This window comes from Cyanobium sp. LEGE 06113 (genome assembly GCF_015207615.1).
Map to the genome: position 1 here is coordinate 102,007 of NZ_JADEWM010000006.1, position 25,667 is coordinate 127,673.

Here is a 25,667-nt window from a genome sequence, read left to right on the forward strand (position 1 = left end):
CAGGCTCAGAACTGGTCGGCCTCAGGGGTGATGCCCACCGTGTCGTCGGCCACGCCCTTGGTGAGGAACTTGTTCTCGCTGATGTCGGTCTGGTAGACGCAACGCACGATCGGCTGGTCCTTCACCGAGCCGACATAGGCAAAGGTGTTCATGCGCTGCTTGCACTGGCGCATCTGCTCGGCGGTCACGGCGCCCTCCCGCTCCAGCACGCTCCAGTTCTCCCGCCGGATCACACAGCCGGGCCTGAGCGCGGGCTGGGTGACGAAGCTGGTGCTGGGGTTCATCGTGGTGTACAGCTCGATGTCCATCACGAAGGCACTGGCTCCCCACTGCCGGCAGAACTCCGGATCGGGCACGGCCATGTCGAGCTGCTGGGAGCTGGCGATGTTGCCCTGGTTGCCCTGGGTGGTGCTGGAGATGCCAGTACCGATGCCGATGCCCACCACCAGCACACCGGCCAGAACGGCCACGGTGGCCACGTTCAGCTGAATCGGCACGCCGCCCCCCGAGCCACTGCCTCCTGGCCCGCCACCACCGGGTCTGCCGCCGCCGCCACCGCCGCCGCGCCTGCGGTTCAGCTCCGCCTCGTAGCGATCGCTCTCGTAGCGGCCGGAATCGCGCCCGGCACGGTCGCGGCGAAACCGATCAGGGCCGGCACGGTCGTCGAAGCGATCTCCCGGTCGCGTCGGTCGCGTATCGGCCCGGCGGTAGGCGCCGGGGCGCTCGTCGTCGTAGCGGCGGGGGGCGCGAGTCACGGGGAATCAGGCGTGCGGGGCAGGCCCATGGAGTAGTTGAGAACGCGGCAGTCGGGGTTGTAGCGCAGCTCGCCGGCCTGGAGCAGCTGACGGATCTGGCCCTCCAGCTCGGAGCCGATGTGGCGCAGGTTGTATTCGCTCAGCTCGGCGCCGGCATGGGCCGCCACCAGTTCGCGAAAGTGCTGCTGCACCTTCTCCAGCACCGCCGGCTCCCACACGAATTCGTTGTCGGGATCCACGTCCAGGGTGAGCTGGCTGGGGTCGGGCACCAGGTCCTGTCCCTCAAGCCGGGCCGTGAACAGGCGCACGTGGCGGGTGGTGGATTTCAGCAGCGTGGCTGCGGAACTGGAATCAGCCATGGGGGGGGATGTGGGGCGCAGCCAACGCTTCGACTTTAGGAACACCTGGGCGCGGCCAGCCGTGGCCCCGGCGCCGCGCTGCTCAGGCAGCCACCTTTATGGTTGACCTTCTTTGTTCCCTGGGCTATGCGGGTCGCGATCGCCGGTGCCGGACTGGCGGGTCTTGCCACGGCCAAGTACCTCTGCGATGCCGGTCACACTCCGGTGGTGGTGGAGGCGCGCGACGTGCTCGGGGGCAAGGTGGCCGCCTGGCAGGACGAGGACGGCGACTGGTACGAGACCGGGCTGCACATCTTTTTCGGGGCTTACCGCAACATGCGCCAGCTCTTCAAGGAGCTGGACATTGAAGATCGGCTGCAGTGGAAGAGCCACTCGATGATCTTCAATCAGAAGGAAACGCCAGGCACCTACAGCCGGTTTGATTTTCCGGAGATCCCAGCACCCTTCAACGGTGTGGCCGCGATTCTGGGCAACAACGACATGCTCACCTGGCCGGAGAAGATTTCCTTCGGGCTGGGCCTGGTGCCGGCCATGCTGCGGGGGCAAGGTTATGTGGAAGAGTGTGATAAGTATTCCTGGACTGAGTGGCTGCAGATCCACAACATTCCAGAGCGGGTGAATGATGAGGTGTTCATCGCCATGGCCAAGGCGCTGAACTTCATCGATCCCGATGAGATCTCCAGCACCGTGGTGCTCACCGCCCTGAATCGCTTCCTGCAGGAGGGCGATGGCTCCAAGATGGCCTTCCTCGACGGCAACCCACCGCAGCGCCTGTGTCAGCCGATCGTTGACTACGTCACCGCCCGCGGCGGCGAGGTGCATCTCGACGCGCCCCTGAGGGAGATCGCCCTGAACCCGCACGGCACCGTTCAGGGCTTTCGCATCGCCGGGATCAACGGCAAGCAGGCCTACACCCTCGAGGCCGATGCTACGTGAGTGCCCTGCCGGTGGATCCCTTCAAGCTGCTGCTGCCGGAGCCCTGGAAGGCCATGCCGTACTTCCAGAAACTCGATGGCCTCAAGGGAGTGCCGGTGATCAACATCCACCTCTGGTTCGACCGCAAGCTCACCACGATCGATCACCTGCTGTTCAGCCGCAGCCCCCTGCTCAGTGTCTACGCCGACATGAGCAACACCTGCCGCGAATACGAAGATCCGAACCGCTCGATGCTGGAGCTGGTGTTCGCCCCCGCCAAGGACTGGATCGGCCGGCCGGATGAGGAGATCGTGGCGGCCACCATGGAGGAGCTCAAGCGCCTGTTCCCGATGCACTTCACCGGTGAGAACCAGGCCCAGCTGCGTAAGTCGATCGTGGTCAAAACGCCGTTGTCCGTCTACAAGACGGTGCCCGGTTGCCAGAAACTGCGCCCGGATCAGGCCTCGCCGATCGCCAACTTCTTTCTGGCCGGCGACTACACCATGCAGCGCTATCTGGCCTCCATGGAGGGGGCGGTGCTCAGTGGCAAGCAGTGCGCCCAGGCGGTGGCGGCTGCCGCTGAAGGGCTCCAGTCCTCCCCTGCCGGGCGCCAGCTCAGCCCGGCAGCCTGAACGGGCGGCGGAGCGTGGGTCAGGATGGTGCCCTGACGATTCTGGTGCGGAGCTCCGCTCCAGGCCATGCCCCGGTGCCACCCCGGGTCCGCCCCCTGCTCCCCGGCCGCTCTGCCATCACCACCGCTTCCCCCCAGGCCCTGTCCCCCCGCCACGCCGCAGCCGAGGGTCTCGCCCTGTCCTCCTCGTCCATGACGCTCGATTGCCGTCCACAGCGGCTGGTGCGGGGATGACCGCCCAGCTCTGCCACCATGGCCAGCGTCCCAGCCGACCTGTGGTGCTCCCCAGCCTTGCTCAGGCCTACGAACACTGCCGGCAGGAGACGGCCGAGTGGGCCAAGACCTTCTATCTGGGCACCCTGCTGATGCCTCCGGCCAAGCGCCGGGCGATCTGGGCGATCTACGTGTGGTGCCGCCGCACCGACGAACTGATGGACAGCGCCGAGGCCCAGGCGCGCTCCGCGCAGGAGCTGGCTGAGCGTCTCGATGCCTGGGAGCTGCGCACCAGGGAGCTGTTCAACGGGGTGGTCCACGACGGCCTGGATCTGGCCATGCAGGACACCCTTGAGCGCTATCCCCAGCCGCTGCAGGCCTACCTGGACATGATCGAGGGCCAGCGCATGGACCTGAGCCGGCAGCGCTACACCAGCTTTGCCGAGCTGGAGCTCTACTGCTATCGGGTGGCCGGCACGGTGGGCCTGATGACCCAGGAGGTGATGGGCCGCGACGCCGCCTACACGTCGGCCCCCTGGAGTGCTGCCCCAGACACCTCGGATGCGGCCGTGGCCCTGGGCATCGCCAACCAGCTCACCAACATCCTGCGCGACGTGGGCGAAGACCGCAGCCGCGGGCGGATCTACCTGCCCCAGGATGAGCTGGCGCGGTTTGGCTACGGCGAGGAGCAGCTTCTGGCGGGGGTGCTCAACGACAACTGGCGGGCCTTGATGCGCTTCCAGGTGACCCGGGCCCGTCAGTGGTTTGCCCGCTCGGAGGCCGGCGTGCGCTGGCTGGCTCCCGATGCCCGCTGGCCGGTGTGGGCCTCGCTGCGGCTCTACCGCGGCATTCTCGATGTGATCGAGCAGCAGAACTACGACGTGTTCAACAAGCGGGCCTATGTGCCCCGCACCGGCAAGCTGCTCGACCTGCCGCTGTCCTTCGTTGTGGCCCAGGTGCGCTAACCAGCCGGGGCGCTCAGTCCCTGGTCCGCTTCGGCTAGGGCCTCCAGCAGCAACGGGTTCACCTGCTCCGGGGCCTCATCGTGGGGGCAATGGCCCAGCCCCGGCAGTTCATGCAGCTGCCGCACACAGGCGAAGCGCTGCCAGCGGCGGGCTTCGGCCACTGGCTCCCAGGGATCTGCCTGACCGCAGATCAGGGTCACGGGCGTGGCCAGCTGGTCCAGCAGGTCCGGGGCCAGGCAGTCGTCGAAGAGATTCACGAAGCCGCGGAAGGCCTCGCTGGCGCCGGGCTGCTGGGCCGGGGTGAGAAGCAACGCCACCAGCTGCTCATCCACGTTGCGGCCGCTGGGATAGGCCTGGAGCAGCACCCGGCGGATCGCCTCCGGCCGGGCGAAGGAGCGGAACAGCAACTGGGTCAGCCAGCGTTGGCGCACCACGCTTTTCAGGGCCGGGCGCAGGCGGCGCAGCCCTGCGGGCTGGTCCACCAGGCGCTTGTCATCGAGGGCGCGCTGGGCGCAATCCACCAGAACCACGCCCAGGGCGGGCCGGCCACTGCGCTCCAGCTTGGCAGCGGCGGCCAGGGCGACGACGCCGCCGATGGAGTTTCCCACCAGCTGCACCGTGTCCAACTGCTGGGAGGCGATGAACGCCACCACCTGATCGGCCCAGAGCTCCATGCCGTAGCGCAGGGAGCCCGGCAGCTCGGGTTCGTCGCCCAGGCGGGAGCGGGGCTTGTCGCTGGCCCCGAAACCGATCAGGTCAAGGGCATACACAGGCCGTTGTTGCCGCAGGGCCTCCACGCTGTGACGCCAGTGCTCCTTACAGGCCCCGAAGCCATGGATCAGCAGCACCGGCGCCGCCGGCGTGCTGCTCAGGGCCGGCGCGCTCAGATAGGCCACCCGCCAGCCCCGCCAGGTCATGGCCGCCAGCCAGGCCGGGGGGTAGGGAGAGGTGACCATCGGGCTGGGGCGGGGAACGGATGGCTGCCGGCCGCCTCCAGCCGCGTTCAGACCGCGGCCTTCTGGTTGTCGAGCAGCTGCTTGAGCTTGGCCAGCTCGCCGGCCCAGCGGGGGTCGGGGGCCTCGCTGTCCACCTGGTCGGCGTGGACCACCTTGTTCACGGCCTTGCGCTGGGGGGCGCTGCCGGTGCCACCACGGCGGTCGGCGGTGGCGGTGGCACGGGCGTCTCGGCGCTCGGAGACCTCGATGCGCAGGGTGTTGCCACCGAAGTCCTTACCGTTGAGCTGCTCGATCACGGCGTCGGCCAGCTTCTGGTCGTCCACGTTGGCGAAGCCGAAACCGCGGCAGGCGCCCGTGTCGCGATCATTGACGGCCTTGAAGCGCACCCCTTCCCCGATGGCCGTGAACAGAGCCTCGAGCTCCTTGGCATCAAAAGCTTGCGGCAGGTTGCCGACGTAGAGACGAATGCTCATGGCAGGGGAAGGGATAGGAAAACGTTTCGCAGGCGAGGAAAACCTCGGACACACGCCTATGACATCTGGAAGTTAACCATGCCGCCGGTCGAGCCAGGCCCTGGCGGCGATCAGAGCCGCCCTGCTGGCCGCCGGATCCTGCGGCGGGATCCGGCCGAAGGCCCGCTCCTGGGTGAGATGCCTCATCAGCACTCCCAGTTCGGGCCCCGGCGCCAGCCCGAGGGCCTGCTGCAGCTGCACGCCGTTGAGAGGAGAGCTGGGGTGGAAGAGAGGGTCTTCCGCCAGATGCCAGCGCTCCATCTGCTGCTTCGCCTGGGGCGCCGGCAGGAAGAGCAACAGGGCCGGCAGGTCTGCCTCCAGGTCCAGGTGCAGCTGAAGTTGCTCGGCCTCCGTGAGCGCGGCTCCCGCCGCGGCCTGTGTCAGCCGCCGCCACCACCGGCGCAGCCGTCCGCTGCGCTGCTGCAGCTGACGGCTGGCCCGGAGCTGGCCCAGGGCCTCAGGCGGCAGCAGCGCCGCCAGCCGGGCCAGCGGCAGGGCCCAGGCAGCCGCGCTGCCGAGCCCGCAGGCCTCGGCCTGCTCAAGGCTGAGGCTCAGCAGCACGGGCTCAGCCGTGGCATCGGCCCCCCAGGGGGCCAGCAGACTCAGCCCGGCACATCCGGCCAGGCCCCGCTCGCCGCCGGGGGCCGTGGCCAGTTTCTCCAGTTCGGTGAGCACCCGCTCGCCGGCCACCTCGGCGAGCCTTGCCCCGTGGCGCCGGATCCAGTTGCGGCTGCGCGCCTCCAGCACGAGTTCCAGCTCCACCTCCAGGCGCAGACCGCGCAGCAGCCGCAGCGGATCGGCCAGCAGGTTGGCCTCGCTCACGGCGGCCAGGCGAGCGGCTCTGAGGTCGCCGAGGCCGCCGGTGGGATCCAGCAGGGGGCTGCCGGGGGCCAGGGGCAGGGCGATCGCGTTGGCGGTGTAGTCGCGGCGGCGGAGGTCCTGCTCGAGGCTGTTGCCCTCCTGCCGGGCCAGGTCGAGGGTCCAGCCCCGCAGCACCAGCCGGGCGATGTCGCGCTCGGAGTCCAGCACCACACAGGTGCCGCCGCAGCGGCGGGCCAGCTGCCGCCCCAGGCTGATCGCTGGGCCCGGCACCACCAGGTCAAGGTCGGGGCAGGGCGCCAGGCGGCCCAGCAGGGCATCGCGCACGGCTCCCCCCACCAGGGCGCAGCCGGCGGGGAAGTGGTCCGGGGGCACGGGCCAGTGCTGGGGCGCCAGCCGCTCCCACAGCCGCACCGCCCGCTCGTCAGCCGGCAGATTGCCCGCCACAATGGGCGCCTGGCGCGGCCTGGCCGGGATGTGCATCTGCGTGAACTGCCGCTGGGTCGACCGCTGTCAGGCCTACCACGCGGTGGAGCGGCAGCACGGTGTGCCCCACCTCAGCGCCGAGCCCGACTTCCGCCCCTCCCAGCCCCGCATCCACGTGCAGGTGCTCGACCTGGCGGCCGGGGGTGTGGGCGTGGAGTGGGACGTGCGGGCCTGCGACTCCTTCGCGGCCGATCCCGGCCGCTGGCAGCGCCTGCGCCCCGGGGAGGCCTGCCCTCGATGAGCTGGCTCCTGGCCCTGCACAGCTCCAGCCCGGTGCTTGGCGTCGGCCTCCGCAGCCTTGAGGACGACATCCCTGACCAGGTGCGGCAGTTCCCCCTGGGCCGGGATCTCTCCGGCGCCCTGCTCGAGAGCGTCGAGTCGCTGCTGCCTGCCCAGTCCTGGCCAGCCCTGGCGCGGCTGGCCGTGGCCACGGGGCCGGGCGGCTTCACCGGCACCCGGCTCACGGTGGTGCTGGCCCGCACCCTCGCCCAGCAGCTGGAGATTCCCCTCGATGGCGTGGGCAGCTTTCTGTTGGTGGCCCGGCGCCTGCACCTGGCCGGGCCCACCTGGCTGAGCCAGGCGTTGCCGCGCCGGGGCGTCGTGGCCGGTGTCTATGGTCCCTGCCCCGAAGCCCTGGGGGGCATGGCGCAACGGCGTGAGCCCCGGCTCTATGAGGACAGCGAGGCCCTGCGCGCTGCGGAGCCCGATCTGCCGGTGTTGGCGGCGGAGGTGGATGTGGAGCGCGACGTGGTGCAGCTGCTTGACCTGAGCGCCGAGGCCCACGCCGCTGCTGTGCCGGCGCCCTGGCAGCCGGTGCTGCCGCTCTACCCCACCGCTCCGGTGCCGCTCTGATGGCCCCCGCCTCCCGCCGGCAGCAGCGGCCCCGGCGCCATCGCCGTGGCGGCAAGCGTTGGCTGCTGCTGGCCCTGGCAGCCGCGCTGGCGGTGCTCTCCCGGGGCTGGTGGTGGCCGACGCCGCCACCGGCCCAGATGATCCTGGTGCTCGGCGGTGATGTGGAACGGGAGCGCCATGCGGCCGAGATCGCTGCTGAGCAGGGGCTTCCCGTGGTGGTGAGCGGCGGCAGCAATCCCGAATTCGCTCACTGGCTGTTCGAGGAGCGGCAGGGTCTGCAGCCCGGCCAGGTGAAGCTCGACTACCGCGCCAACGACACCCTCACCAACTTCACCTCCCTGGTGGACGACCTGCGCCGGGCCCGCATCCGCCATGCCCTGCTGGTGACCAGCCAGGACCACATGGATCGCGCTCTGCTCGTGGGTCGCATCGTGGCTGGCAGCAGGGGCATCCACCTCACGCCTGAACCGGTGGACTGCGCCGACCTCTGCAGCCCCGAGAGCCGCCAGAAGATCTGGGGTGATGGCCTGCGGGCGGCGCTGTGGGTGATCAGCGGCCGCGATCTCAGGAGCTGGGCGGCAGAGCGGCTGAGTCTGGAGCTCCGCTGAGGCGGTTCCGGCCGATCAGCCCCTGGTCGAGCAGGGCATTGATCTGCTCCTGGCAGGCGCGGGTGGCGGCGTCCAGATCGGGCCGGCGGCGGGAGCCGGGCGGGGGAATCGGCGTGCCGATGCGGATGTGGATCGGCACCAGCCGGATGCCGGAGCCGCCAGGGCCCAGGGCGCGGTGGCTGTTGAGGATCGCCACCGGCAGCAGGGCTGCGCCGCTGCGGGCGGCCAGCAGGGCAGCCCCCGCCAGGGGGTTGTTGACCCGGCCGTCGCTCTGGCGGGTGCCATCGAGAAACACGCCGGTGGCCCAGCCCTCCTCAAGGCGGTCGGTGGCGGTGCGGATCGCCTCGCGGTCGCTGGCGCCCCGGGCCACGGGATAGGCCCCGCAGGCCCGGATGATCGGCCCCAGCAGTGGTACCTGGAACAGCTCGGCCTTGGCCATGAAGGCCACGGGCCGGCCGAGGGCATGGCCCAGCAGGGGCGGATCGAGGTGGGAGCCGTGGTTGGCCACCACCACCAGAGCCCCCTCGTTGGGCACATGGCCGTTGCCCGCGGTGCGCCCCCGGAACAGCAGGCGGTAGATCGGAAACACCAGCAGATAGCTGATCAGCCGATACACCAGGCTGGGTCTGGGGGTGCGGATCAGGGCCGGTGGTTCGCTGCGCTTGCGGCGTCGCAGCACCCGCTTCACGGCGTTGACCGACCGGCTGCCCGGGCGCAGTCCGGAGCGGCTCACAGACCCAGGTCGGCAGGGCCGGCGATCTGGGCGGTGCTGATGCCGGGGCAGCTGCGCTTCAGCAGGCCACTGAGCACCGCCCCTGGGCCGATCTCCACGGCCGTGGTGATGCCGGCCGCCTCACACTGGGCCATGGTCTCGCGCCAGCGCACGCCCGTGGTCATCTGCTGCCCCAGCCTGGCTTTGAGCGCTTCAGCGCGGGTTTCAGGGGTGGGGTCCGTGTTGCTGAGCACGGGCACGCTGGCATCGGCGAAGGGCACGTTCTCGAGCTGGCGGGCAAAGGCCTCGGCGGCCTCGGCCATGAACGGTGAGTGGAAGGCTCCGCTCACCGCCAGGGGCACGGCGCGCCGGCAGTGCAGCGCCTCGCTCACCTGCGCCACGGCCTCGGGCGTTCCCGACAGCACCACCTGGGCGCTGCTGTTGTCGTTGGCGATCACCACCTCCGGGTTGGCGGCCACCAGCTCCTCCAGCAGCGCGCGCTCGAATCCCATCACCGCCGTCATGGCCCCACCGCCGCCTGCGGCCATCAGGCTGCTGCGGCTGCGCATCAGCTCCAGGCCGGTGGTCACGTCGAACACTCCGGCGGCGTAGAGCGCCACCAGCTCACCGAGGCTGTGCCCTGCCACCAGATCGGCCTGCCGGCCCTGGGCCCGCAGGCCATCCACCAGCAGGCTCTCCACCACGAACAGGGCCGGCTGGGTGTTGCGCGTGTCGTTGAGGTCGCAGAGCTCGCCCTCGGCCTCACCGGCGCAGATGGCCAGCAGGTCGCGGCCCAGCAGCGCCGAGGCCTGGTCGAAACGCTGCCGCGCCCCGGGCAGCTCCAGCAGGCCTGCGGCCATGCCCAGCTTCTGCGAACCCTGGCCGGGAAACACCCAGGCAATTCCCATCCCGCTGCCCCTGATCACAACGCCAGAGGCTACGGCCAGACCCCACCGACAGCCTCAGGCCTCCGGGCTGGTGGCGGCCCCGGGACCAGACCAGCGCAGCAGGGCGGCTCCCCAGCTCAGGCCCGCTCCGAAGCCACTGCTGCCCAGCAGCTGGCCCGGTTGCACCCGGCCATCGCGCACCGCTTCATCCAGCATCAGCGGGATGGTGGCGGCCGAGGTGTTGCCATAGGCGGCGAGATTGCTCAGCACCCGCTCCCGCGGCACGGCGAAGCGCTCTGCCACGGCATCGAGGATGCGCTGGTTGGCCTGGTGCAGCAGCAGCCAGTCCAGCTCGGCCGGCGCCGTGCCCGTGCTCTCCAGCAGCTCGGCGAGGATCGCGGGCACTTCCCGCACGGCGAACTTGTAGACCTCCTGGCCGTTCATCTGGATGGCGGCGAACCCGCCCCGCTGGCTGGTGAGCCCGTCCAGCAGGGGCTGTTGCTCGTCGGTCTGGGCCAGGGTGAGGCAGGCGTTGCGGGAGCCGTCGGAGCGCATCCGGAAGCCCAGCAGACCCGTGGCTTCAGGCGCACAGGCTTCCACAGCCACGGCGCCGGCGCCGTCGCCGAACAGCACGCAGGTGCCCCGATCGTCCCAGTCCACCCAGCGACTCAGCTGGTCGGCGCCGATCACCAGGGCCCGGCGCACGGACCCGGCGGCGATGTACTGCCCCGCCGTGATCAGGGCGAACAGAAAGCCGCTGCAGGCCGCCGTCAGATCGAAAGCCACCGCGTTCACCGCGCCCAGTTGCCCCTGCACCAGGGGGGCCGTGCCGAACAGGTCGTCGGGGCTGGAGGTGGCCAGCAGGATCAGATCGAGATCCTCAGCCCGCCAGCCGGCATGGGCCAGGGCGGCCGCGGCGGCCTGGGTCGCCAGGGCTGTGAGCGGCTCGCCTGGTCCCGACACCCGGCGGGCTCCGATGCCGGTGCGGGAGCGGATCCAACCATCGCTGGTGTCGACGCGCCGGCTCAGATCCTCGTTGCTGACGCTGGCACTGGGAACCCCACTGCCGCAGCCCACCAGGGCCATGCCGGTGGCGGCCCTGCCCTGGGTTTCTGCCTGGGAGAGCGAAACGCCGAGAGCCAAGGGCGGGCGACCCACAAGTGGGCTCAGTCAACCACAGGCCACAGCGCCGCTTTCCTGGCTGAGGGCGTGCAGATTCTCCATCACGCCGTGGTTGGCGGCCGAGTGGGCCAGCCGCAGGGCACTCAGCACCGAGAGGGCCTTGCTGCTGCCATGGCCGATCACGCACACGCCGTCCACGCCGAGGAGCAGAGCGCCGCCGTGTTCGGCGTGGTCGAGGCGCTTCTTGATGCGGCGCAGGTTGTTGATCAGGAAGGCCGAGCCCACCTTGCCGCGGCGCCCTCGGGGCAGCTCCACCTTGATCACGTCCAGCAGCACGCTGCCGACGCTCTCCAGAAACTTGAGCAGCACGTTGCCGGTGAAGCCATCGCACACCACCACATCGAAGGCGCCGGAGAGAATGTCGCGGCCTTCGCAGTTTCCGGCAAAGCGGAAGCGGGGTTCGGAACTCAGCAGCCCGTGGCTGCGCAGACAGAGCTCATTGCCCTTGCACGACTCCTCGCCGATGTTCACCAGGCCGATGCGCGGATGGGCCACCTGCAGCACGTCCCGGCTGTAGATGTTGCCGAGCAGGGCGAACTGCAGCAGCCACTCGGGTTTGCAGTCCATGTTGGCGCCCACATCCAGCACCAGCACCTGCTGCTCGGGGTCCTTGGTGGGGAACAGGGCGCCGATGGCGGGCCTGTCGATGCCCTTGAGCCGGCCCAGCCGAAAGATCGCGGCGGCCATCACGGCGCCCGAGTTGCCGGCCGAGTACACCGCTGTGGCCTGGCCCTGCTTCACCAGGTCCATGGCCATGTTGATGCTGGCATCGCGCTTGCGGCGCACCACGGTGGCCTCCTCGTGCATGCCCACCGAGGGGCCACTGGGCACCAGCTCGATCAGCCCGGCGCTGATGGCCTCCTGGAGGCGGTCGTGCAGTCCGAGCTCGGCTGCAGCCGCCTGCAGCAGGGCGGTTTCCGCCACGAAGCGAACGCGCAGCGGCAGGCGCTCCACCGCCTGCAGGCAGCCCTCCAGGATCGGCCCCGGGGCGTGGTCGCCGCCCATGCCGTCCACGGCCACCCAGAGCCGGTCGGCGTCGTTGATGGGCACGTCCTCATCGGGCCCGCCCAGACCCCGTTGCAGGCGACGCAGCGGGTCCACCACCAGCGGTTGCAGCACGGTGTTGGCGGCACTGCTGGCCACGCCGGCCACGCTGCCCGCCCCGGACACCGCCGTGCTGGCGGCTGTGCTGGCGGTGCCGACCAGGGAGGTCACAGCGGCATTGCGGCGATACCAGATCACCAGGCGGCGGATCGCCCGCCGCTGTTTGGTGCGCTTTTCAGGCTCCTTCGGAGGCAACGGGATCGACGATGCGTTGGAACAGGTAGCCGGTGCCCCGCGCCGTGAGGATCAGCTCGGGGTTGGCCGGATCATCCTCCAGTTTGGAGCGCAGCCGGGAGATGTGGACATCCACCACCCTGGTGTCCACGTGACGCTCAGGGGTGTAACCCCATACCTCCTTGAGAATCTCGCCGCGGCTGAAGGGCTCGCCGCTGCGGCTCACCAGCAGTTCCAGCAGGCTGAACTCCATGCCGGTGAGGCGGATCCGTTCATCGCCGCGGTACACCTGGCGCTTGTTGGTGTCGATGCGCAGGTCGCCCACGCCGATCACCCCCGAGTTGGGGATGCCGGCCACCTGTTCCTTCTCCACCCGGCGCAGCACGCAGCGGATGCGGGCCTCCAGCTCCTTGGGGCTGAAGGGCTTCACCACGTAGTCGTCGGCGCCCAGTTCCAGGCCTGTGATCCGGTCGGCCACGTCGCCGAGGGCGGTGAGCATCACGATCGGCACGTCGGATTCCTTGCGCAGCTCCTGGCACACCCCGTAGCCATCCAGCCGAGGCATCATCACGTCGAGCACCACCAGGTCGGGGGGCTGCTCCCGGAAGCGCTCAAGGGCCTCCAGCCCGTCGGCGGCGGTCACCACCTCGTAGCCGATCATCGACAGCCGGGTCTCGAGGATCCGGCGGATACTGGCCTCGTCATCGACGACCAGGATCGTCTCTTTCTCTCGAACTGGACTGGTGGGTGACGCCGTCATCTCCTCCGTTCGGCCTGTACATCAGATCGCCCTACTGAAAAGGCCAGAGGGGCTCTTATTTCATGCAAAGCCACCTTTCTTCATAGTCCCCGCCCGCCAGCCCGTGGCCAAGCCTCTCTCCATCTACGTCTGCAGCAGCTGTGGGGCCCAGGCGCGCCAGTTCTTCGGGCGCTGCAACGCCTGTGGCAGCTGGAACACCCTGGTGGAGCAGGCCGGCTCCAGCGACAACCGCCGCCTGAGGGCCACCCCCGGTGCCCCCGGGGCCGCCTCCGCGGTACGCCCGCGGCGGTCCCAGTCGATCCAGGCCGCCGGCGATCAGCCGCTGCAGCGGCTGGCCAGCGGCTATGGCGAGCTGGACCGGGTGCTGGGCGGTGGCCTGGTGCCGGGCTCCCTGGTGCTGCTGGGCGGGGATCCCGGCATCGGCAAGAGCACGCTGCTGCTGCAGAGCGCCCGCGCGATGGCCGAGCAGGCCTCAGTGCTCTACGTGAGCGCCGAGGAGTCGGCCCAGCAGGTGAAGCTGCGCTGGCGCCGCCTGGCTGCGCCGGCGCAGGCCGCTGAGGCCGATGTGCAGCTGCTCGCCGAGACCGATCTCGAACTGGTGCTGCAGGAGCTGGAGGCCCTGCGTCCTGCCGTGGCGATCATCGACAGCATCCAGGCCCTGCACGACGCCCAGCTCGCCAGTGCTCCGGGTTCGGTGGCCCAGGTGCGCGAGTGCGCCGCTGCCCTGGCCCGCATCGCCAAGCGCCAGGACACGGCCGTGCTGCTGGTGGGCCACGTGACCAAGGAGGGCATGCTGGCCGGGCCCAAGGTGCTCGAGCACCTGGTGGATGCGGTGCTCACCTTCGAGGGCGACCGCTTCGCCAGCCATCGGCTGCTGCGGGCCGTGAAGAACCGCTTCGGGGCCACCCACGAGCTCGGCGTGTTCGAGATGCGCGATCAGGGGCTGGCGGAGGTGAGCAATCCCAGTGAGCTGTTCCTGGGGGGGGCGGAGCCCAGCAGCGGCAGCGCCACGATCGTGGCCTGTGAGGGCACCAGGCCCCTGCTGGTGGAGCTGCAGGCGCTGGTGAGCGGCACCAGCTACGCCAGCCCCCGCCGCAGTGCCACGGGCATCGCCGTGAACCGCCTGCACCAGATCCTGGCGGTGCTGGAGAAGCATCTGGGCCTGCCTCTGTCGCGCTTCGACTGCTACCTGGCCGTGGCCGGAGGGCTGGAGGTGGAGGAGCCCGCCGCGGATCTGGGCGTGGCGGCGGCGGTGGTGGCCAGCTACCGCGATCTGGTGCTGCCGCCGGGCACGGTGCTGGTGGGCGAGCTGGGGCTGGGGGGGCAGCTGCGGCCCGTGGGCCAGCTGGAGCTGCGGTTGCAGGAGGCGGAGCGGCTGGGGTTTGCCCGGGCCGTGGTGCCCCGGGCCAGCGGCCTGGCCGGATCGGGCCGGGTGGCGGGGCTGCAGGTGCTGGAGGCGGGCACCGTGGCGGAGGCCCTGGTGGCGGCCCTGGGGGTCAGCCTGGAGGAGGTCGAGCCCGGTTGAAAGCAGGGGCAGGCCCTCGCGGCGAACCTCAGAAGTAGACGTCCACGCTGCCGCGGCCACTGGTTTTCAACCAGTTCTGGGCCTCGATGTAGTTGTTGGGGGCCATGCGGATCGCCTTGGCCCAGCACTCGGCGGCCAGGTCGTAGCAGCGGTCTGACTCATCCGCATCGCCCTTCTCCTCGGCGATCGAGCCAGGTGGTGGTGGATCACCGCCATGTTGTTGAGCACCTGGGGCATCTTGCTGTTGAGGTCCAGCGCCTGGCCGTAGAAGTCGAGCGCCTTCTGGTGCTCACCGTTGGAGGCGAACACGAGGGCCATGTTGTAGAGGATGAAGGCCTTGTCGTTGGGGTCGTCCTCCAGGCTGAGGGCCTCCTCGTAGTTCTCGAGGGCCTCGGCGTACTCCCCATCGGCCTGGGCGCTCATGCCGTCGCGGTAGTACGCGAAGGCCTCCTTGGCGCGGCGGTTCGTGGGCAGCACCTTGAGGATCAGGTCGGCCATCACCGTGAAGCTCTTGTCGATGAAGTTGTCGTTGCGTTGGGAGCGGGGCACCGGCGGGTCAGCGAGCTTCGAGTGGCTCCATCCTGGCCGATCTGGCGGCGGCGGATCGGCCAGGCCCGATCGTGCGGCCTAGCCTGATCCCAGTTGTCTGCACCGGGTCTGGCTGCGCCCCTGCCTCCACTGTCGCCCGAGCCCCTCTTGCTGGAGATCGAAGGCATGAAGTGCGGCGGCTGCGTGCGGGCGGTGGAACGGCGTCTGCTGGCCCAGCCCGAGGTGCGTCACGCCAGCGTCAGCCTGCTCACCCGCACCGCCTGGGTGGATCTCGAGCCCAGCCCGGCCAGCGCCCGCGGCCCCCAGGCCAGCGTGTCCGGGCTGCAGGAGGCCCTGGCGGCCCTGGGTTTCGAGGCCCGGCTACGGGAGGGTTCTGGCCAGGACCTCTCGCTGGCCGGCCGCAGGCAGCAGCAGGGCTGGTGGAGCCGCTGGCGGCAGCTGCTGGCGGCCCTGGGGCTGCTGCTGCTGTCAGCACTCGGCCATCTGGCTCCCCAGCCCGGCTCCTATTGGCCCCATGCCGTGGTGGCCAGCCTGGCTCTGGCCGGACCAGGCCGCGGCATCCTCATCGCCGGAGCCCGCTCCGCCCTGGCCGGGCTGCCCTCGATGGACACCCTCGTGGGCCTCGGCGTGATCAGTGCCTACCTGGCCAGCCTGGTGGGCCTGCTCTGGCCGTCCACTGGCCTGCCCTGCTTCTTCAACGAGCCCGTGATGCTGCTGGGCTTTGTGCTGCTCGGCCGCTTTCTGGAGGAGCGGGCCCGCTACCGCACCGGTGAGGCCCTCCAGCAACTGGCGGCGCTTCAGCCCGATACGGCCCTGCTGGTGATCGATGACGGTCCGGCGCGACAGGTCCGTGTCGGGGGCCTGCGCCCCGGCGACCGCATCCGCCTGCTGCCGGGGGATCGGCTGCCCGTCGATGCCACGGTGCTCGAGGGCGAGTCGTCCCTGGATGTGTCCGGGCTCACGGGCGAGCCCCTCCCCCAGATGGTGCAGCCAGGGGCCGAGCTGGGGGCTGGCTGCCTGAACCTGCAGGGTCCACTGCTGCTGGAGGTGCGCCGCCCGGGATCCGAGAGCGCCGTGGCCCGGATCGTTCAGCTGGTGGAGCGGGCGATGGCCCGCAAGGCTCCGATCCAGGCGCTGGCCGATCGGGTGGCGGGCCGCTTCACCCTGGTGGTGCTGGCCCTGGCCCTGGCCACGTTCCTGTTCTGGTGGCAGTGGGGCACCGAGCTCTGGCCCCAGGTGCTGCAGCCCGCCGGCGCGCAGGGCGCCATCCACGCTGTCCACGGTCCCCACGGCCTGCTGGGCGCGGGGGCCAGCACACCCTTTTCGCTGGCCCTGGAGCTCGCCATCGCCGTGCTGGTGGTGGCTTGTCCCTGCGCTCTGGGCCTGGCCACCCCCACGGCCATCGCCGTGGGCACGGGGGTGGCTGCCCGGCGGGGCCTGCTTTTCCGTGGTGGCGATGCGATCGAAACCGCCTCGCGGCTGCGCACGGTTCTCTTCGACAAGACCGGCACCCTCACCCGCGGTCGCCCCTTGGTGAGTGCTGTGCTGGCGCTGGCTCCGGAGCTCCCCGCGCCCGGGCTCCAGGCCGGGTCCGATACGCCGCTGGCCGCGGCAGACCAGCTGCTGCAGTGGGCGGCCAGCCTCGAGGCCAGCACCCGTCACCCCCTCGCCTTTGCGCTGCTGCAGCAGGCCGAGAGGCGCCAGTTGCCCCTGCTTCCGCTGCAGAGCGCAGCCACCTGTGCTGGCTCCGGCGTGGAGGGGGTGATCGCAGGCGTGCGCTTCCGGCTCGGGCGGCTTGACTGGGTGCTGCCAGGAGCCAGCCAGCCCACCCTGGCCGAGGCCAGCCAGCGCCGCGACCAGCTAGAGCGGCAGGGGGCCAGCGTGCTGGCCCTGGCCAGTGGTCAGAGCCTGCTGGGATTGATCGCGGTTGAGGACCCCTGCCGGCCGGAGGCCGCCTCGGTGCTGGCGGCCCTGCGGCAGCGAGGCCTGCGCCTGGGCCTGTTGAGCGGGGATCGGGCCGAACCGGTGCGACGCCTGGGCGCCAGCCTCGGCCTGGCCCCTCAGGAGCTGGCCTGGCAGCAGACCCCTGAACAGAAACTGGCCGCCATCGAGGCCCTGCAGGCCAGCGGCGGCCCGGTGGCGATGGTGGGGGATGGCATCAATGACGCCCCGGCCCTGGCGTCCGCCGACCTGGGGGTGGCCGTGGGCACAGGCACCAGCGTGGCTCAGGACACGGCGGCCCTGGTGCTGCTGGGGGAGCGGCTCGATGGCATACCGCAGGCCCTGGAGCTGGCCGAACGCACCATGGCCAAGGTGCGCCAGAACCTCTGCTGGGCCTTTGGCTACAACTTGATTGCACTGCCGATCGCCGCCGGTGTGCTGTTGCCGAGCCGGGGGCTGCTGCTGAACCCTCCCCTGGCGGCCCTGCTGATGGCCCTGAGCTCGATCACGGTGGTGCTGAATGCCCTGGGGCTGAATGCCCTCCGACTGCAGGCCTGTGCTCCCCCAGGCCTCCCCTCCGAGGCTGCTGGCCCTGAGGCCGTGGCCGTACCGGGGCCGCAGCTGGAGCGTCCGGCCCCATCGACCCCATGAGCGGCCCAGGCCGCTTCGTGGTGCTGGAGGGCATCGATGGCTGCGGCAAGAGCACCCAGCTGCAGGCCCTGGCGGGCTGGCTGGAGGGGGAGGGGCGCGGTTGTCTGCCCGAGGGCCGCAGCCTGCAGGTCACCCGCGAACCCGGCGGCACGCCCCTGGGTCAGGCCCTGCGCCAGCTGCTGCTGCATCCCCCCGGTGAGGCGGCTCCGGTGAGCACGGCGGAGCTGCTGCTCTACGCGGCCGATCGGGCCCAGCACGTGGAGCAGACGATCAGACCGGCCCTGGCCGCTGGCGACTGGGTGCTCAGCGATCGTTTCAGCGCTTCCACGGCCGCCTACCAGGGCCATGGCCGCGGTCTGGACCTGGCCCTGATCACGGCGCTGGAGCGGGTGGCCACCGGCGGCCTGCGGCCCGATCTCACCCTCTGGCTCGATCTGCCCATGGCGGAGTCGCTGCGGCGCCGGGGGCCACGGCCTGCCGATCGGATCGAGGCGGAGGGTCCCCTGTTCCTGGAGCGGGTGGCCCGGGGCTTTGCCGAGCAGGCGCGTCAGCCGGGCTGGCGGCGCATCGATGCCACGGCCCCGCCCCAGCTGGTCACCGAGGCCTGCTGCCAGGCCCTGGGGGAGCTGGCCACCCCGCCATGAACCACTCGACCGCCACCACCAAGACCAGCCTGTTCGCCGATGTGCAGGGCCAGGAGCGGGCGGTGGCCCTGCTGGAGGCCGCCCTGGGCCGTGGCCATCTGGCGCCGGCCTACCTGTTCAGTGGGCCCGAAGGGGTGGGCAGGGGCCTGGTGGCGCGGCGCTTTCTGGAGGGCATGATCGCCGGGCCCGAAGGGTCCGCCGGCGTGCGCCGCCGCCTGGAGGCCGGCAATCATCCCGACCTGCTCTGGGTGGAGCCCACTTACCTCGACAAGGGCCAGCTGGTGCCGGCGTCCCAGGCCCTGGAGCGGGGCGTCAGCCGCCGCCAGCCGCCCCAGCTGCGCCTGGAGCAGATCAGGGACCTCTCCCGCTTCCTGGCCCGCTCTCCCGTGGAGGCCCCGGGCTGCATGGTGGTGCTCAGCTGTGCCGAGGCGATGGCCGAGGCCGCGGCCAATGCCCTGCTCAAGACCCTGGAGGAACCGGGCCGGGGCCGGCTGGTGCTGCTCAGTGCCGCGCCGGAGCAGCTGCTCAGCACGATCCGCTCGCGCTGCCAGCAGATCCGCTTCGCTCGCCTGGATGCAGCGGGCCTGGCCAGGGTGCTGGCGGCTGAACCCGAGCCCCCAAGACCCGACTCGGCGGAACTGCTGGAGCTGGCGGCCGGATCGCCGGGGGCCCTGCTGGCCCACCGGCTGCAGTGGCAGGCCCTGCCGCCGGGGCTGACGGAACGCCTGGCGGCCCTGCCCCACCGCGCCGATCCGCTCGAAGCCCTGGGGCTGGCCAGGGATCTGAGCGAGGCCCTCGACACTGACCAGCAACTCTGGCTGCTGCAGTGGTGGCAGCTGCTGTTGTGGCGCCAGCGGCATCAGTCCTGGCCTGTGCAGCGCCTGGAACAGCTGAGACGGCAGCTGGTGGGCCATGTGCAGCCCCGCCTGGCCTGGGAAGTGGCCCTGCTCGAGCTGGCGGACGCTGGGTGAGGGCCTGGGGGCCTAGCTGGCCTGGACGGCCGCCCGCGACTGCTCGACCAGGGGCGTGAGCTGGGCCAGCTGGTCGTCGTTGGGCAGCTCCAGGCAGTATCCGGCCCCGTACACCGTCTTGATGAAGCGCGGCTTGCGGGGGTCGGGTTCCAGCTTGGTGCGCAGGTGGCGCACGTGCACACGGATGGTCTCGATGTCGTCGTCGGGCTCATAGCCCCACACCTCCTTGAGAATCAGGGAGGGCGACACCGTCTGGCCGTGCCGCTGCAGCAGGCAGTGCAGCAGCTCGAACTCCAGATGGGTCAGGCGCACGGCCTGGTCAAACCAGATGGCCTCGAACCGCTCCGGCACCAGGGTGATGGGGCCGTAGCTGAGGATCTCGTTGTGCTTGGTGGAGAGGGGCGCGTTCTCGCTGCGGCGCAGCAGCGCCTTCACCCGCACGGTGAGCTCCTCGAGATCGAAGGGCTTGGTGAGGTAGTCGTCGGCGCCGGAGTTGAAGCCGCTCACCTTGTCCTTGGTGTCCGCCAGGGCGGTGAGCATCAGGATCGGGATACGGGCCGTGCGCTCGTCACGGCGCAGCCGCTGGCACAGGGTGAGGCCATCCACCTTGGGCAGCATCAGGTCGAGCAGCACCAGATCCGGGGCGTACTGCAGGGCCAGGGCCTGGCCCTTGATGCCGTCTTCGGCCTTCTGCACATCGAAGCCGCCGTGCTCAAGGTGTCCGGCTACCAGGTCGCGCATGTCGCCGTCGTCCTCGATCAGCAGGATGCAGGGCTTCATGGCTGATGAAGGGCGAAGCAGGGGACAACGGGAGCGGTGATCGCCTTTGGGCCCGGGCCTGGCGGCTCAGAACAGGTCGGCGGCGGCTTCATTGTCCCCGCTGGATTCGTGGATGGGGCAATCAGCCGCTGGCGGCCCCACCCTTCCCGCCGGGGCTATCTGGGTCGTTTCCAGTGCAGGCCTGGGTTCTGGGCCACGATTGGGCCCAGTCAGGATCGCTTTCTTCAGGATTTCTTAGGAAATCTTCGTTGTAACCCCGGCAGTTTTCTGGCATGCAGGGCGAAACGGCGGTCTCCACAGCGGCTCACGGCTCGACAACAGGCGAGTCGTTCACGCGTGGGCGAGCGGCCACCCCAGTTGGCTGAGTCAAGCTCCCCGGGCGGGATTCGAACCTGCGACCAATCGGTTAACAGCCGACCGCTCTACCACTGAGCTACCGAGGAAGGCGAACCACCAGGGTTCGGCCGGCGTCACCGGCCCAGAGACCTTACCCCTCGGGCTTGCCGCCCTGCAAGGGGCTGCCCAGCCGCTGCGCCAGCTCGTTGCCTGGCTGCCAGGGGCCTGCGTGGCCGCCCTCCATCAAGGCGGCGCCGTCGCAGTAGCGCAGTTCCTCAAGCCGATGGGTGATCCACAGGGCCGTCAGGCCGCGCCGGGCGTCCTCGGTGAGTCGGCGGATCAGCCCCAGCACCTCCTGCTGGCTGTCGGGATCGAGCAGGGCGGTGGGCTCATCGAGCAGCAGCAGGTTGGCGCCGCTGGCCAGGGCCGCCGCGATCGCCAGGCGCTGCTTCTGGCCGCCACTGAGGGTGTGAATCGGCCGCGCCGCCAGGCCGGGCAGCCCCACGGCCCCAAGCACCTGCTGGAGCCTGGCCTCCCGCTCGGAGCGCTGCAGCCCTGGATCGATCGACAGCAGCAGCTCACTGCCACAGCTGGGCAGCAGCAGCTGGTGATCGGGGTTCTGGAACACCAGGCTGGACGCGCCAGGCTGGTGATGGCCCCGGAACGCGGTTCGAGCAGGCCGGCGATCAGGCGCAGCAGGGTGCTCTTGCCACTGCCGTTGCTACCCACCAGCATCCACAGGCCGGGCCTGGGGATCTGCAGGGCGCAGTGCCGCAGCGCGGCCTGGCCATTGGGCCAGGAAAAGCTGAGGCGCTCCACCGTGAGCGGCGGCGCCTGGGCTGAAAGCAGGGCTTCAGACATGGCAGCCCTGGGGCAGGCAAGCGAGCATGGCGCTCTGTTCAGCCCTCGAAGCTGAAGCCCGGACGCTTGCCGCTGCTGGCGCTGGCCGACTTCTCATAGACCTGAACCGCCACCACCTCGCTGGTCAGCAGGCTCACCTTCTTGTCAGGTTCCTTCTCGCAGGTGAGCTCCAGAATCCTGGGTCCATGGCCTTCAAGGCTCTGGCGCACCGTGTCGTAGAGGCTCTGGGCATCGGCGAGGTCCTTGCGCTGCACCGCAACGGGCATGGGGCTGAGCTTGATGGAGAGCTCGACGACGTACATGGCTGATGGGGGACTGGTGCCCACTCTGGCCTCTGGCGGAGGGGGCCGCGGCAGAAGCCAGCGCCTGATGGGCGGGGAGCTGAGTGGTTGTACCCAAATCGTGCCCCTACGAGGCGCAGTTCGGGTCCCCGCCCCTTACGATTGGGGTGTAACGCTTCATGAAGTGCGCTTCTCATGACGATCGCTGCAGGACGCTTGCCGCAGCGGGGATGGTTCGACGTCCTCGATGACTGGCTCAAGCGCGACCGCTTTGTCTTTGTTGGGTGGTCTGGTCTGCTCCTGTTCCCCACGGCCTACCTGGCTCTGGGCGGCTGGCTCACCGGCACCACCTTCGCCACCTCCTGGTACACCCACGGGATTGCCAGCTCCTATCTCGAGGGCTGCAACTTCCTCACCGCCGCCGTCAGCACCCCCGCTGACGCCATGGGCCACAGCCTGCTGCTGCTCTGGGGCCCTGAGGCCCAGGGCGACTTCGTGCGCTGGGTGCAGCTCGGCGGCCTCTGGCCGTTCGTGGCCCTGCACGGTGCCTTCTCCCTGATCGGCTTCATGCTGCGTCAGTTCGAGATCGCCCGCCTGGTGGGCATCCGCCCCTACAACGCCATCGCCTTCTCGGGCCCGATCGCGGTGTTCGTCAGTGTCTTCCTGATGTACCCCCTGGGCCAGAGCAGCTGGTTCTTTGCGCCCAGCTTCGGCGTGGCCGCCATCTTCCGCTTCCTGCTGTTCCTGCAGGGCTTCCACAACTGGACCCTCAACCCCTTCCACATGATGGGTGTGGCAGGGATCCTGGGCGGTGCCCTGCTCTGCGCCATCCACGGCGCCACGGTGGAGAACACCCTGTTTGAAGACGGGGAGCAGTCGAACACCTTCAAGGCGTTCGAACCCACCCAGGAAGAGGAGACCTACTCGATGGTGACGGCCAACCGCTTCTGGAGCCAGATCTTCGGGATCGCCTTCTCCAACAAGCGCTGGCTGCACTTCTTCATGCTGTTCGTGCCGGTGATGGGTCTGTGGACCAGCAGCATCGGCATCATCGGCCTGGCGCTGAACCTGCGGGCCTACGACTTTGTGTCGCAGGAGATCCGCGCCGCTGAGGACCCCGAGTTCGAGACTTCTACACGAAGAACATTCTTCTGAATGAAGGCATCCGCGCCTGGATGGCGCCGGCTGACCAGCCGCATGAAAACTTCGTCTTCCCTGAGGAAGTTCTGCCCCGCGGTAACGCTCTTTGATCCTGGTTCGGCCTCTGCCGTTCCAGCAGCGTCCCTTCGGGGGCGCTTTTTTCATGGGCAACTGTTAACGGCCAGGATCGCGAGTGCCAGCGCGGTCTCCCAGGGAGCGGCGAAAGCTCTGCTCGGCGGCCTGCTGGTTCTGGTTGGCTTCGCGCAGAAACGGCGCCAGGGCCGCCAGGCTCAGCAACCAGTGGTTGAACAGGCTCACGGGCCAGCGCAACGGCCTGGCGAAGTCCACGAACAGCACAACCCGGTAGCCCTCGGTGTCATTCCACACCTGATGGTTGTAGGTGTCGTCAAACACCAGGCAGCGGCCCTCCTCCCAGAGATGCAGCTGATCGGCGATGCGGATGCGGCAGCGCTCCCTGGGCTCGGGCACGATCAGGGCCAGATGCAGCCGCAGCACTCCCGCCCAGGCGCCGCGGTGGGGGGGGATCTGCTTGTGCGGCGAGAGGATTGAAAAGAAGGCGGTGCTGCAGTGGGGGATCTGCTCCAGCAGGGCCATGGTCTGGGGGCAGCGACGGGCGTTGTCGCGGCAATCCATGCCCACGCCCTTGAGAAAGAAGGTCTTCCACTGGTCGTCTTTCTGGATCTTGCCCACCTGGGGCAGGATCTGCTGGAAGTTGGGCATCGCCTCGCGGTGGTGCATCACCTGCTCCAGCTCCTGCCGCACGCCCAGCCACTGCCCCTCCACGGTGTCGATCCAGGCGAAGCGGCCGGCATCGAACACCGGCACGTCGCCATGGATGGAGGCCCAGCTCACCAGGCGTTCGAGGGCGTCATGCAGGCCGCGCCGCAGCCGCGCTTTGCGGGAGCGCGCCGGGAAGGTCCATTGGCGCCGGCGCCAATGGGTCCAGGGCCTTGGCCCAGGGGCTGCCGCTCCGCGTTGAGCCGGTCGTGTGTTCCCTGGGCTCGTCTGTCGCACCCGATCGTCCTGCTGCCGCATCTGCCTGCTGGGCACCCTATCGGCGGCTGCCTGAGCGGTCAGGCCGATTCCGCAGCCATGGCAGGGGGCTGAGCCCTCGTCCTCGCTATGGTTTGACCGTTCTGTCAGCAGTGCCGTGGCCGCCGGTCTTTGGACGGGGGGCCGAACACGTCGCCGGCTGGCGTCATCCCCCAAAGGAGGAGGTGCCCGTGAGTTCCAGTTGTTTCACCAAGGGTCTGCTGATCGCGGAGAACGCCGCCTGATTACGGCGCATCAACCCTGATCAAACGGTTCCGCAGCCGCGGACCCGGCGAGAGCCCCCACCGTCCAGGTTTGCCTGGGCTGTGGGGGCATCGTTTTGGAGCCGTTCCTGGTGGGGCCATTGTGACCGCTGGCACATAGGGAGGTGCCTGGGGCCTGGGGGGTGGTCACCATGGCGTTGCGGCGCATTGCGCCCATCTTGTGTGAGGATCCCATGAAACTTTTCCAGCAACTGCTGGTTGCCCCCGCGGCACTCGGACTGCTGGCCCCTGTGGCCGCCACTGCTTCTGAGCTCAACTTCGACGGCGTCGACCAGTACGCCTCCCAGGAGCAAGTCACCAGCATCTCCCAGTTCTCGGACGTGCAACCCACGGACTGGGCCTACCAGGCTCTCTCCAACCTGATCGAGCGCTACGGCTGCGTCGCCGGCTACCCCGACGGCACCTACCGCGGCCAGCGGGCCATGACCCGTTTTGAGGCCGCCGCGCTTCTGAACGCCTGCCTCGACCGCGTCACCGAAGTGACCGACGAGCTCAAGCGCCTGATGGCCGAGTTCGAGAAGGAACTCGCCATCCTCAAGGGCCGCGTCGACGGCCTCGAGGCCAAGGTGGGTGAGCTGGAGGCCAACCAGTTCTCCACCACCACCAAACTGAAGGGCATCGCCACGATGACCCTCGGCGGCGCTGGCGAAACCGGCTTCGGCGACAACGTCACCGCGAACTACGACGTTCGCCTGATGTTCGACACCAGCTTCACCGGTAAGGACCTGCTGCGCACCACCCTGCGCGCCGGCAACTTCGGTGACTCCGTGTTCGGCAATGGCAACACGGCTCTGGAAGTGGCCTTCCAGGAAGAGAGTGGTGCTGATTCCGTCGGCATCAACCGCCTCTTCTACCAGTTCCCCGTCGGCGAGTCGTTCACCGTCACCGCTGGTGCCAAGGTCCGTCAGGATGACATGCTGGCTGTGTGGCCCAGCGCCTACCCCGCTGACACCATCCTCGACCTGTTCACCTATGCCGGTGCCCGGGCGACCTACAACCTGAACCTCGGCGCCGGTGTCGGTGCCTGGTGGCAGAAGGATGGCTTCAGCATCAGCGCCAACTTCGTCTCCAACGAGAACGCTGCTGAAAACTCCGCCATCGGCATCGGTGAGGACTACACCGTTACAGCCCAGCTTGGCTACACGCGCGACAACTGGGGCGCAGCCCTGGCCTACACCTACGCTGACTTCAACAGCTTCAGCAACAGCAATGTTGGTCTGAGTGCCTACTGGTCTCCCTCCGATTCCGGTTGGGTGCCTTCGATCAGCGTCGGTGGCGGTTGGTCTGATGCCCCCAGCACTGATACCTTCGGCGATAGCAGCAGCGACTCCTGGAGCTGGATGGTTGGTCTCCAGTGGACCGACATGTTCATCAAGGGCAACGCCCTCGGCATGGCCGTTGGTAGCGCCGGCCAGATCGGCGATGGTAAGTGCGGTACCACCGCTGCTTGCACCGGCGGCATCTGGGCCGATGGTGGAGAAGAGACCCTGGCTTACGAGCTGTGGTACAAGTTCCAGGTCACCGACAACATCAGCGTGACCCCCGCCTTCTTCTGGATTGAGAACAGCGGCGCCAGCGACACCTACGGCGGTCTGGTCAAGACCACCTTCAAGTTCTGATCGTCTGATCTGAACCGGGCCTGGCTCCTCACGCGTTTTCCAGGCCCTTCGTCCTCTTCTCACATCACTGCTCGTATCTGTTCCTCCCTTGTGCCCCGGCCTTCAGCTGGGGCACTTTTTTGCTAATTGGATTCAGCCCCAG

General features: G+C 69.4%; 23 protein-coding genes, 1 tRNA gene and 4 pseudogenes. 11 read left to right on the top strand and 17 right to left on the bottom strand.

The genetic code is table 11. The annotated features are described in order from the left end of the window. Window positions 1-5 precede the first annotated feature (5 nt). Together IQ220_RS11365 and IQ220_RS11370 are read right to left on the bottom strand one after the other, a co-directional pair. On the bottom strand, window positions 6-755 hold the full coding sequence (locus IQ220_RS11365) for a DUF3172 domain-containing protein (RefSeq protein WP_370566442.1): 750 nt from the start codon (window positions 753-755) through the stop codon (window positions 6-8). After that, window positions 752-1,114 carry an NAD(P)H-quinone oxidoreductase subunit M gene (locus IQ220_RS11370; RefSeq protein ID WP_186698394.1) on the bottom strand — a complete coding sequence of 121 codons (363 nt, stop codon included), beginning with the start codon at window positions 1,112-1,114 and terminating at the stop codon, window positions 752-754. Before IQ220_RS11370 ends, IQ220_RS11365 begins: the two co-directional genes overlap by 4 nt. A gap of 126 nt (window positions 1,115-1,240) precedes the next feature. On the opposite strand from IQ220_RS11370, the pseudogene pds reads away from it, so the two are divergent. Both pds and IQ220_RS11380 read left to right on the top strand, forming a co-directional pair. Beyond that, a pseudogene (gene pds / locus IQ220_RS11375) lies at window positions 1,241-2,661 on the top strand (15-cis-phytoene desaturase). Window positions 2,662-2,890: 229 nt separating this feature from the next. Next, window positions 2,891-3,838, top strand: a complete 948-nt coding sequence (locus IQ220_RS11380) for a phytoene synthase (RefSeq protein ID WP_193915072.1) — start codon at window positions 2,891-2,893, stop codon at window positions 3,836-3,838. On the opposite strand, the gene IQ220_RS11385 is transcribed toward IQ220_RS11380, so the two are convergent. From IQ220_RS11385 to IQ220_RS11395, 3 genes are all read right to left on the bottom strand, one after another. Then, entirely contained in the window at window positions 3,835-4,794 is a 960-nt protein-coding gene (locus tag IQ220_RS11385) for an alpha/beta fold hydrolase (RefSeq protein WP_186698399.1), read from the bottom strand. The genes IQ220_RS11380 and IQ220_RS11385 overlap by 4 nt on opposite strands. 47 nt (window positions 4,795-4,841) lie before the next feature. Beyond that, complete coding sequence (locus IQ220_RS11390; RefSeq protein WP_186698400.1) at window positions 4,842-5,267, bottom strand: RNA-binding protein; 426 nt, start codon at window positions 5,265-5,267, stop codon at window positions 4,842-4,844. 72 nt (window positions 5,268-5,339) lie between these two features. Beyond that, window positions 5,340-6,608: a CCA tRNA nucleotidyltransferase gene (locus tag IQ220_RS11395; protein WP_193915074.1), complete on the bottom strand. Its 1,269-nt coding sequence runs from the start codon at window positions 6,606-6,608 to the stop codon at window positions 5,340-5,342. On the opposite strand from IQ220_RS11395, the gene IQ220_RS11400 reads away from it, so the two are divergent. From IQ220_RS11400 to IQ220_RS11410, 3 genes are read left to right on the top strand one after another with little or no spacing between them, the layout of a single operon-like run. Continuing rightward, a complete protein-coding gene (locus tag IQ220_RS11400) occupies window positions 6,601-6,852 on the top strand; it encodes a Ycf34 family protein (protein ID WP_193815066.1) in 252 nt (83 codons plus the stop codon). The two genes, IQ220_RS11395 and IQ220_RS11400, sit on opposite strands and share 8 nt — an antisense overlap. Then, window positions 6,849-7,463 carry a tRNA (adenosine(37)-N6)-threonylcarbamoyltransferase complex dimerization subunit type 1 TsaB gene (gene tsaB, locus IQ220_RS11405; protein WP_193915076.1) on the top strand — a complete coding sequence of 205 codons (615 nt, stop codon included), beginning with the start codon at window positions 6,849-6,851 and terminating at the stop codon, window positions 7,461-7,463. The genes IQ220_RS11400 and tsaB overlap by 4 nt, the downstream gene beginning before the upstream one ends. Next, complete coding sequence (locus IQ220_RS11410; RefSeq protein WP_193915078.1) at window positions 7,463-8,071, top strand: YdcF family protein; 609 nt, start codon at window positions 7,463-7,465, stop codon at window positions 8,069-8,071. Before tsaB ends, IQ220_RS11410 begins: the two co-directional genes overlap by 1 nt. Here the strand turns inward: IQ220_RS11410 and IQ220_RS11415 are convergent. The 5 genes from IQ220_RS11415 to rpaB all read right to left on the bottom strand — a co-directional run bounded on the left by IQ220_RS11415 (window position 8,028) and on the right by rpaB (window position 12,890). Further along, the gene (locus IQ220_RS11415; RefSeq protein ID WP_193915166.1) at window positions 8,028-8,747 is read right to left on the bottom strand and encodes a 1-acyl-sn-glycerol-3-phosphate acyltransferase; all 720 of its coding nucleotides are present in this window, start codon (window positions 8,745-8,747) and stop codon (window positions 8,028-8,030) included. The genes IQ220_RS11410 and IQ220_RS11415 overlap by 44 nt on opposite strands. Before the next feature lie 53 nt (window positions 8,748-8,800). After that, complete coding sequence (gene fabD / locus IQ220_RS11420) at window positions 8,801-9,691, bottom strand: ACP S-malonyltransferase (RefSeq protein ID WP_193915080.1); 891 nt, start codon at window positions 9,689-9,691, stop codon at window positions 8,801-8,803. Window positions 9,692-9,745: 54 nt separating this feature from the next. Beyond that, a complete protein-coding gene (locus IQ220_RS11425; RefSeq protein ID WP_193915168.1) occupies window positions 9,746-10,756 on the bottom strand; it encodes a beta-ketoacyl-ACP synthase III in 1,011 nt (336 codons plus the stop codon). Window positions 10,757-10,840: 84 nt separating this feature from the next. After that, the gene (gene plsX / locus IQ220_RS11430) at window positions 10,841-12,151 is read right to left on the bottom strand and encodes a phosphate acyltransferase PlsX (RefSeq protein ID WP_193915082.1); all 1,311 of its coding nucleotides are present in this window, start codon (window positions 12,149-12,151) and stop codon (window positions 10,841-10,843) included. Next, on the bottom strand, window positions 12,132-12,890 hold the full coding sequence (gene rpaB, locus IQ220_RS11435; protein WP_186698413.1) for a response regulator transcription factor RpaB: 759 nt from the start codon (window positions 12,888-12,890) through the stop codon (window positions 12,132-12,134). The genes plsX and rpaB overlap by 20 nt, the downstream gene beginning before the upstream one ends. Window positions 12,891-12,993: 103 nt before the next feature. Between rpaB and radA the strand changes: the two genes are divergently transcribed. Continuing rightward, window positions 12,994-14,415: a DNA repair protein RadA gene (gene radA / locus IQ220_RS11440; protein WP_193915084.1), complete on the top strand. Its 1,422-nt coding sequence runs from the start codon at window positions 12,994-12,996 to the stop codon at window positions 14,413-14,415. A 28-nt stretch (window positions 14,416-14,443) separates the two neighbouring features. Here the strand turns inward: radA and IQ220_RS11445 are convergent. After that, window positions 14,444-14,964, bottom strand: a pseudogene (locus tag IQ220_RS11445) (photosystem I assembly protein Ycf3). 93 nt (window positions 14,965-15,057) lie between these two features. Between IQ220_RS11445 and IQ220_RS11450 the strand changes: the two are divergent. Genes IQ220_RS11450 through IQ220_RS11460 form a run of 3 tightly spaced genes read left to right on the top strand, consistent with a single transcriptional unit; the run spans window position 15,058 to window position 19,171 of the window. After that, window positions 15,058-17,556 carry a heavy metal translocating P-type ATPase gene (locus tag IQ220_RS11450; RefSeq protein WP_370566443.1) on the top strand — a complete coding sequence of 833 codons (2,499 nt, stop codon included), beginning with the start codon at window positions 15,058-15,060 and terminating at the stop codon, window positions 17,554-17,556. Then, entirely contained in the window at window positions 17,553-18,200 is a 648-nt protein-coding gene (tmk, locus tag IQ220_RS11455; RefSeq protein ID WP_193915086.1) for a dTMP kinase, read from the top strand. The genes IQ220_RS11450 and tmk overlap by 4 nt, the downstream gene beginning before the upstream one ends. Next, window positions 18,197-19,171, top strand: a complete 975-nt coding sequence (locus tag IQ220_RS11460) for a DNA polymerase III subunit delta' (protein WP_193915088.1) — start codon at window positions 18,197-18,199, stop codon at window positions 19,169-19,171. The genes tmk and IQ220_RS11460 overlap by 4 nt, the downstream gene beginning before the upstream one ends. Window positions 19,172-19,183: 12 nt before the next feature. On the opposite strand, the gene IQ220_RS11465 is transcribed toward IQ220_RS11460, so the two are convergent. The 5 genes and pseudogenes from IQ220_RS11465 to IQ220_RS11480 all read right to left on the bottom strand — a co-directional run bounded on the left by IQ220_RS11465 (window position 19,184) and on the right by IQ220_RS11480 (window position 21,450). After that, complete coding sequence (locus tag IQ220_RS11465) at window positions 19,184-19,951, bottom strand: response regulator transcription factor (RefSeq protein WP_193915090.1); 768 nt, start codon at window positions 19,949-19,951, stop codon at window positions 19,184-19,186. A gap of 371 nt (window positions 19,952-20,322) precedes the next feature. Continuing rightward, a tRNA-Asn gene (locus IQ220_RS11470) sits at window positions 20,323-20,394 on the bottom strand. A 44-nt stretch (window positions 20,395-20,438) separates the two neighbouring features. After that, the gene (locus tag IQ220_RS11475) at window positions 20,439-20,915 is read right to left on the bottom strand and encodes an ATP-binding cassette domain-containing protein (RefSeq protein ID WP_370566444.1); all 477 of its coding nucleotides are present in this window, start codon (window positions 20,913-20,915) and stop codon (window positions 20,439-20,441) included. A 77-nt stretch (window positions 20,916-20,992) separates the two neighbouring features. Then, a pseudogene (locus IQ220_RS16585) lies at window positions 20,993-21,148 on the bottom strand (ABC transporter ATP-binding protein); the annotation flags it as partial. A 38-nt stretch (window positions 21,149-21,186) separates the two neighbouring features. Next, entirely contained in the window at window positions 21,187-21,450 is a 264-nt protein-coding gene (locus IQ220_RS11480; RefSeq protein ID WP_186698426.1) for a hypothetical protein, read from the bottom strand. 174 nt (window positions 21,451-21,624) lie between these two features. Here IQ220_RS11480 and psbD point away from each other — a divergent pair. Then, window positions 21,625-22,679, top strand: a pseudogene (psbD, locus tag IQ220_RS11485) (photosystem II D2 protein (photosystem q(a) protein)). Between the two features lie 64 nt (window positions 22,680-22,743). Here psbD and IQ220_RS11490 read toward each other — a convergent pair. Next, window positions 22,744-23,640, bottom strand: a complete 897-nt coding sequence (locus tag IQ220_RS11490) for an aspartyl/asparaginyl beta-hydroxylase domain-containing protein (RefSeq protein ID WP_370566445.1) — start codon at window positions 23,638-23,640, stop codon at window positions 22,744-22,746. A gap of 439 nt (window positions 23,641-24,079) precedes the next feature. Here IQ220_RS11490 and IQ220_RS11495 point away from each other — a divergent pair, with 439 nt between their 5' ends. Then, entirely contained in the window at window positions 24,080-25,525 is a 1,446-nt protein-coding gene (locus IQ220_RS11495) for an iron uptake porin (RefSeq protein WP_193915092.1), read from the top strand. Window positions 25,526-25,667 lie beyond the last annotated feature (142 nt).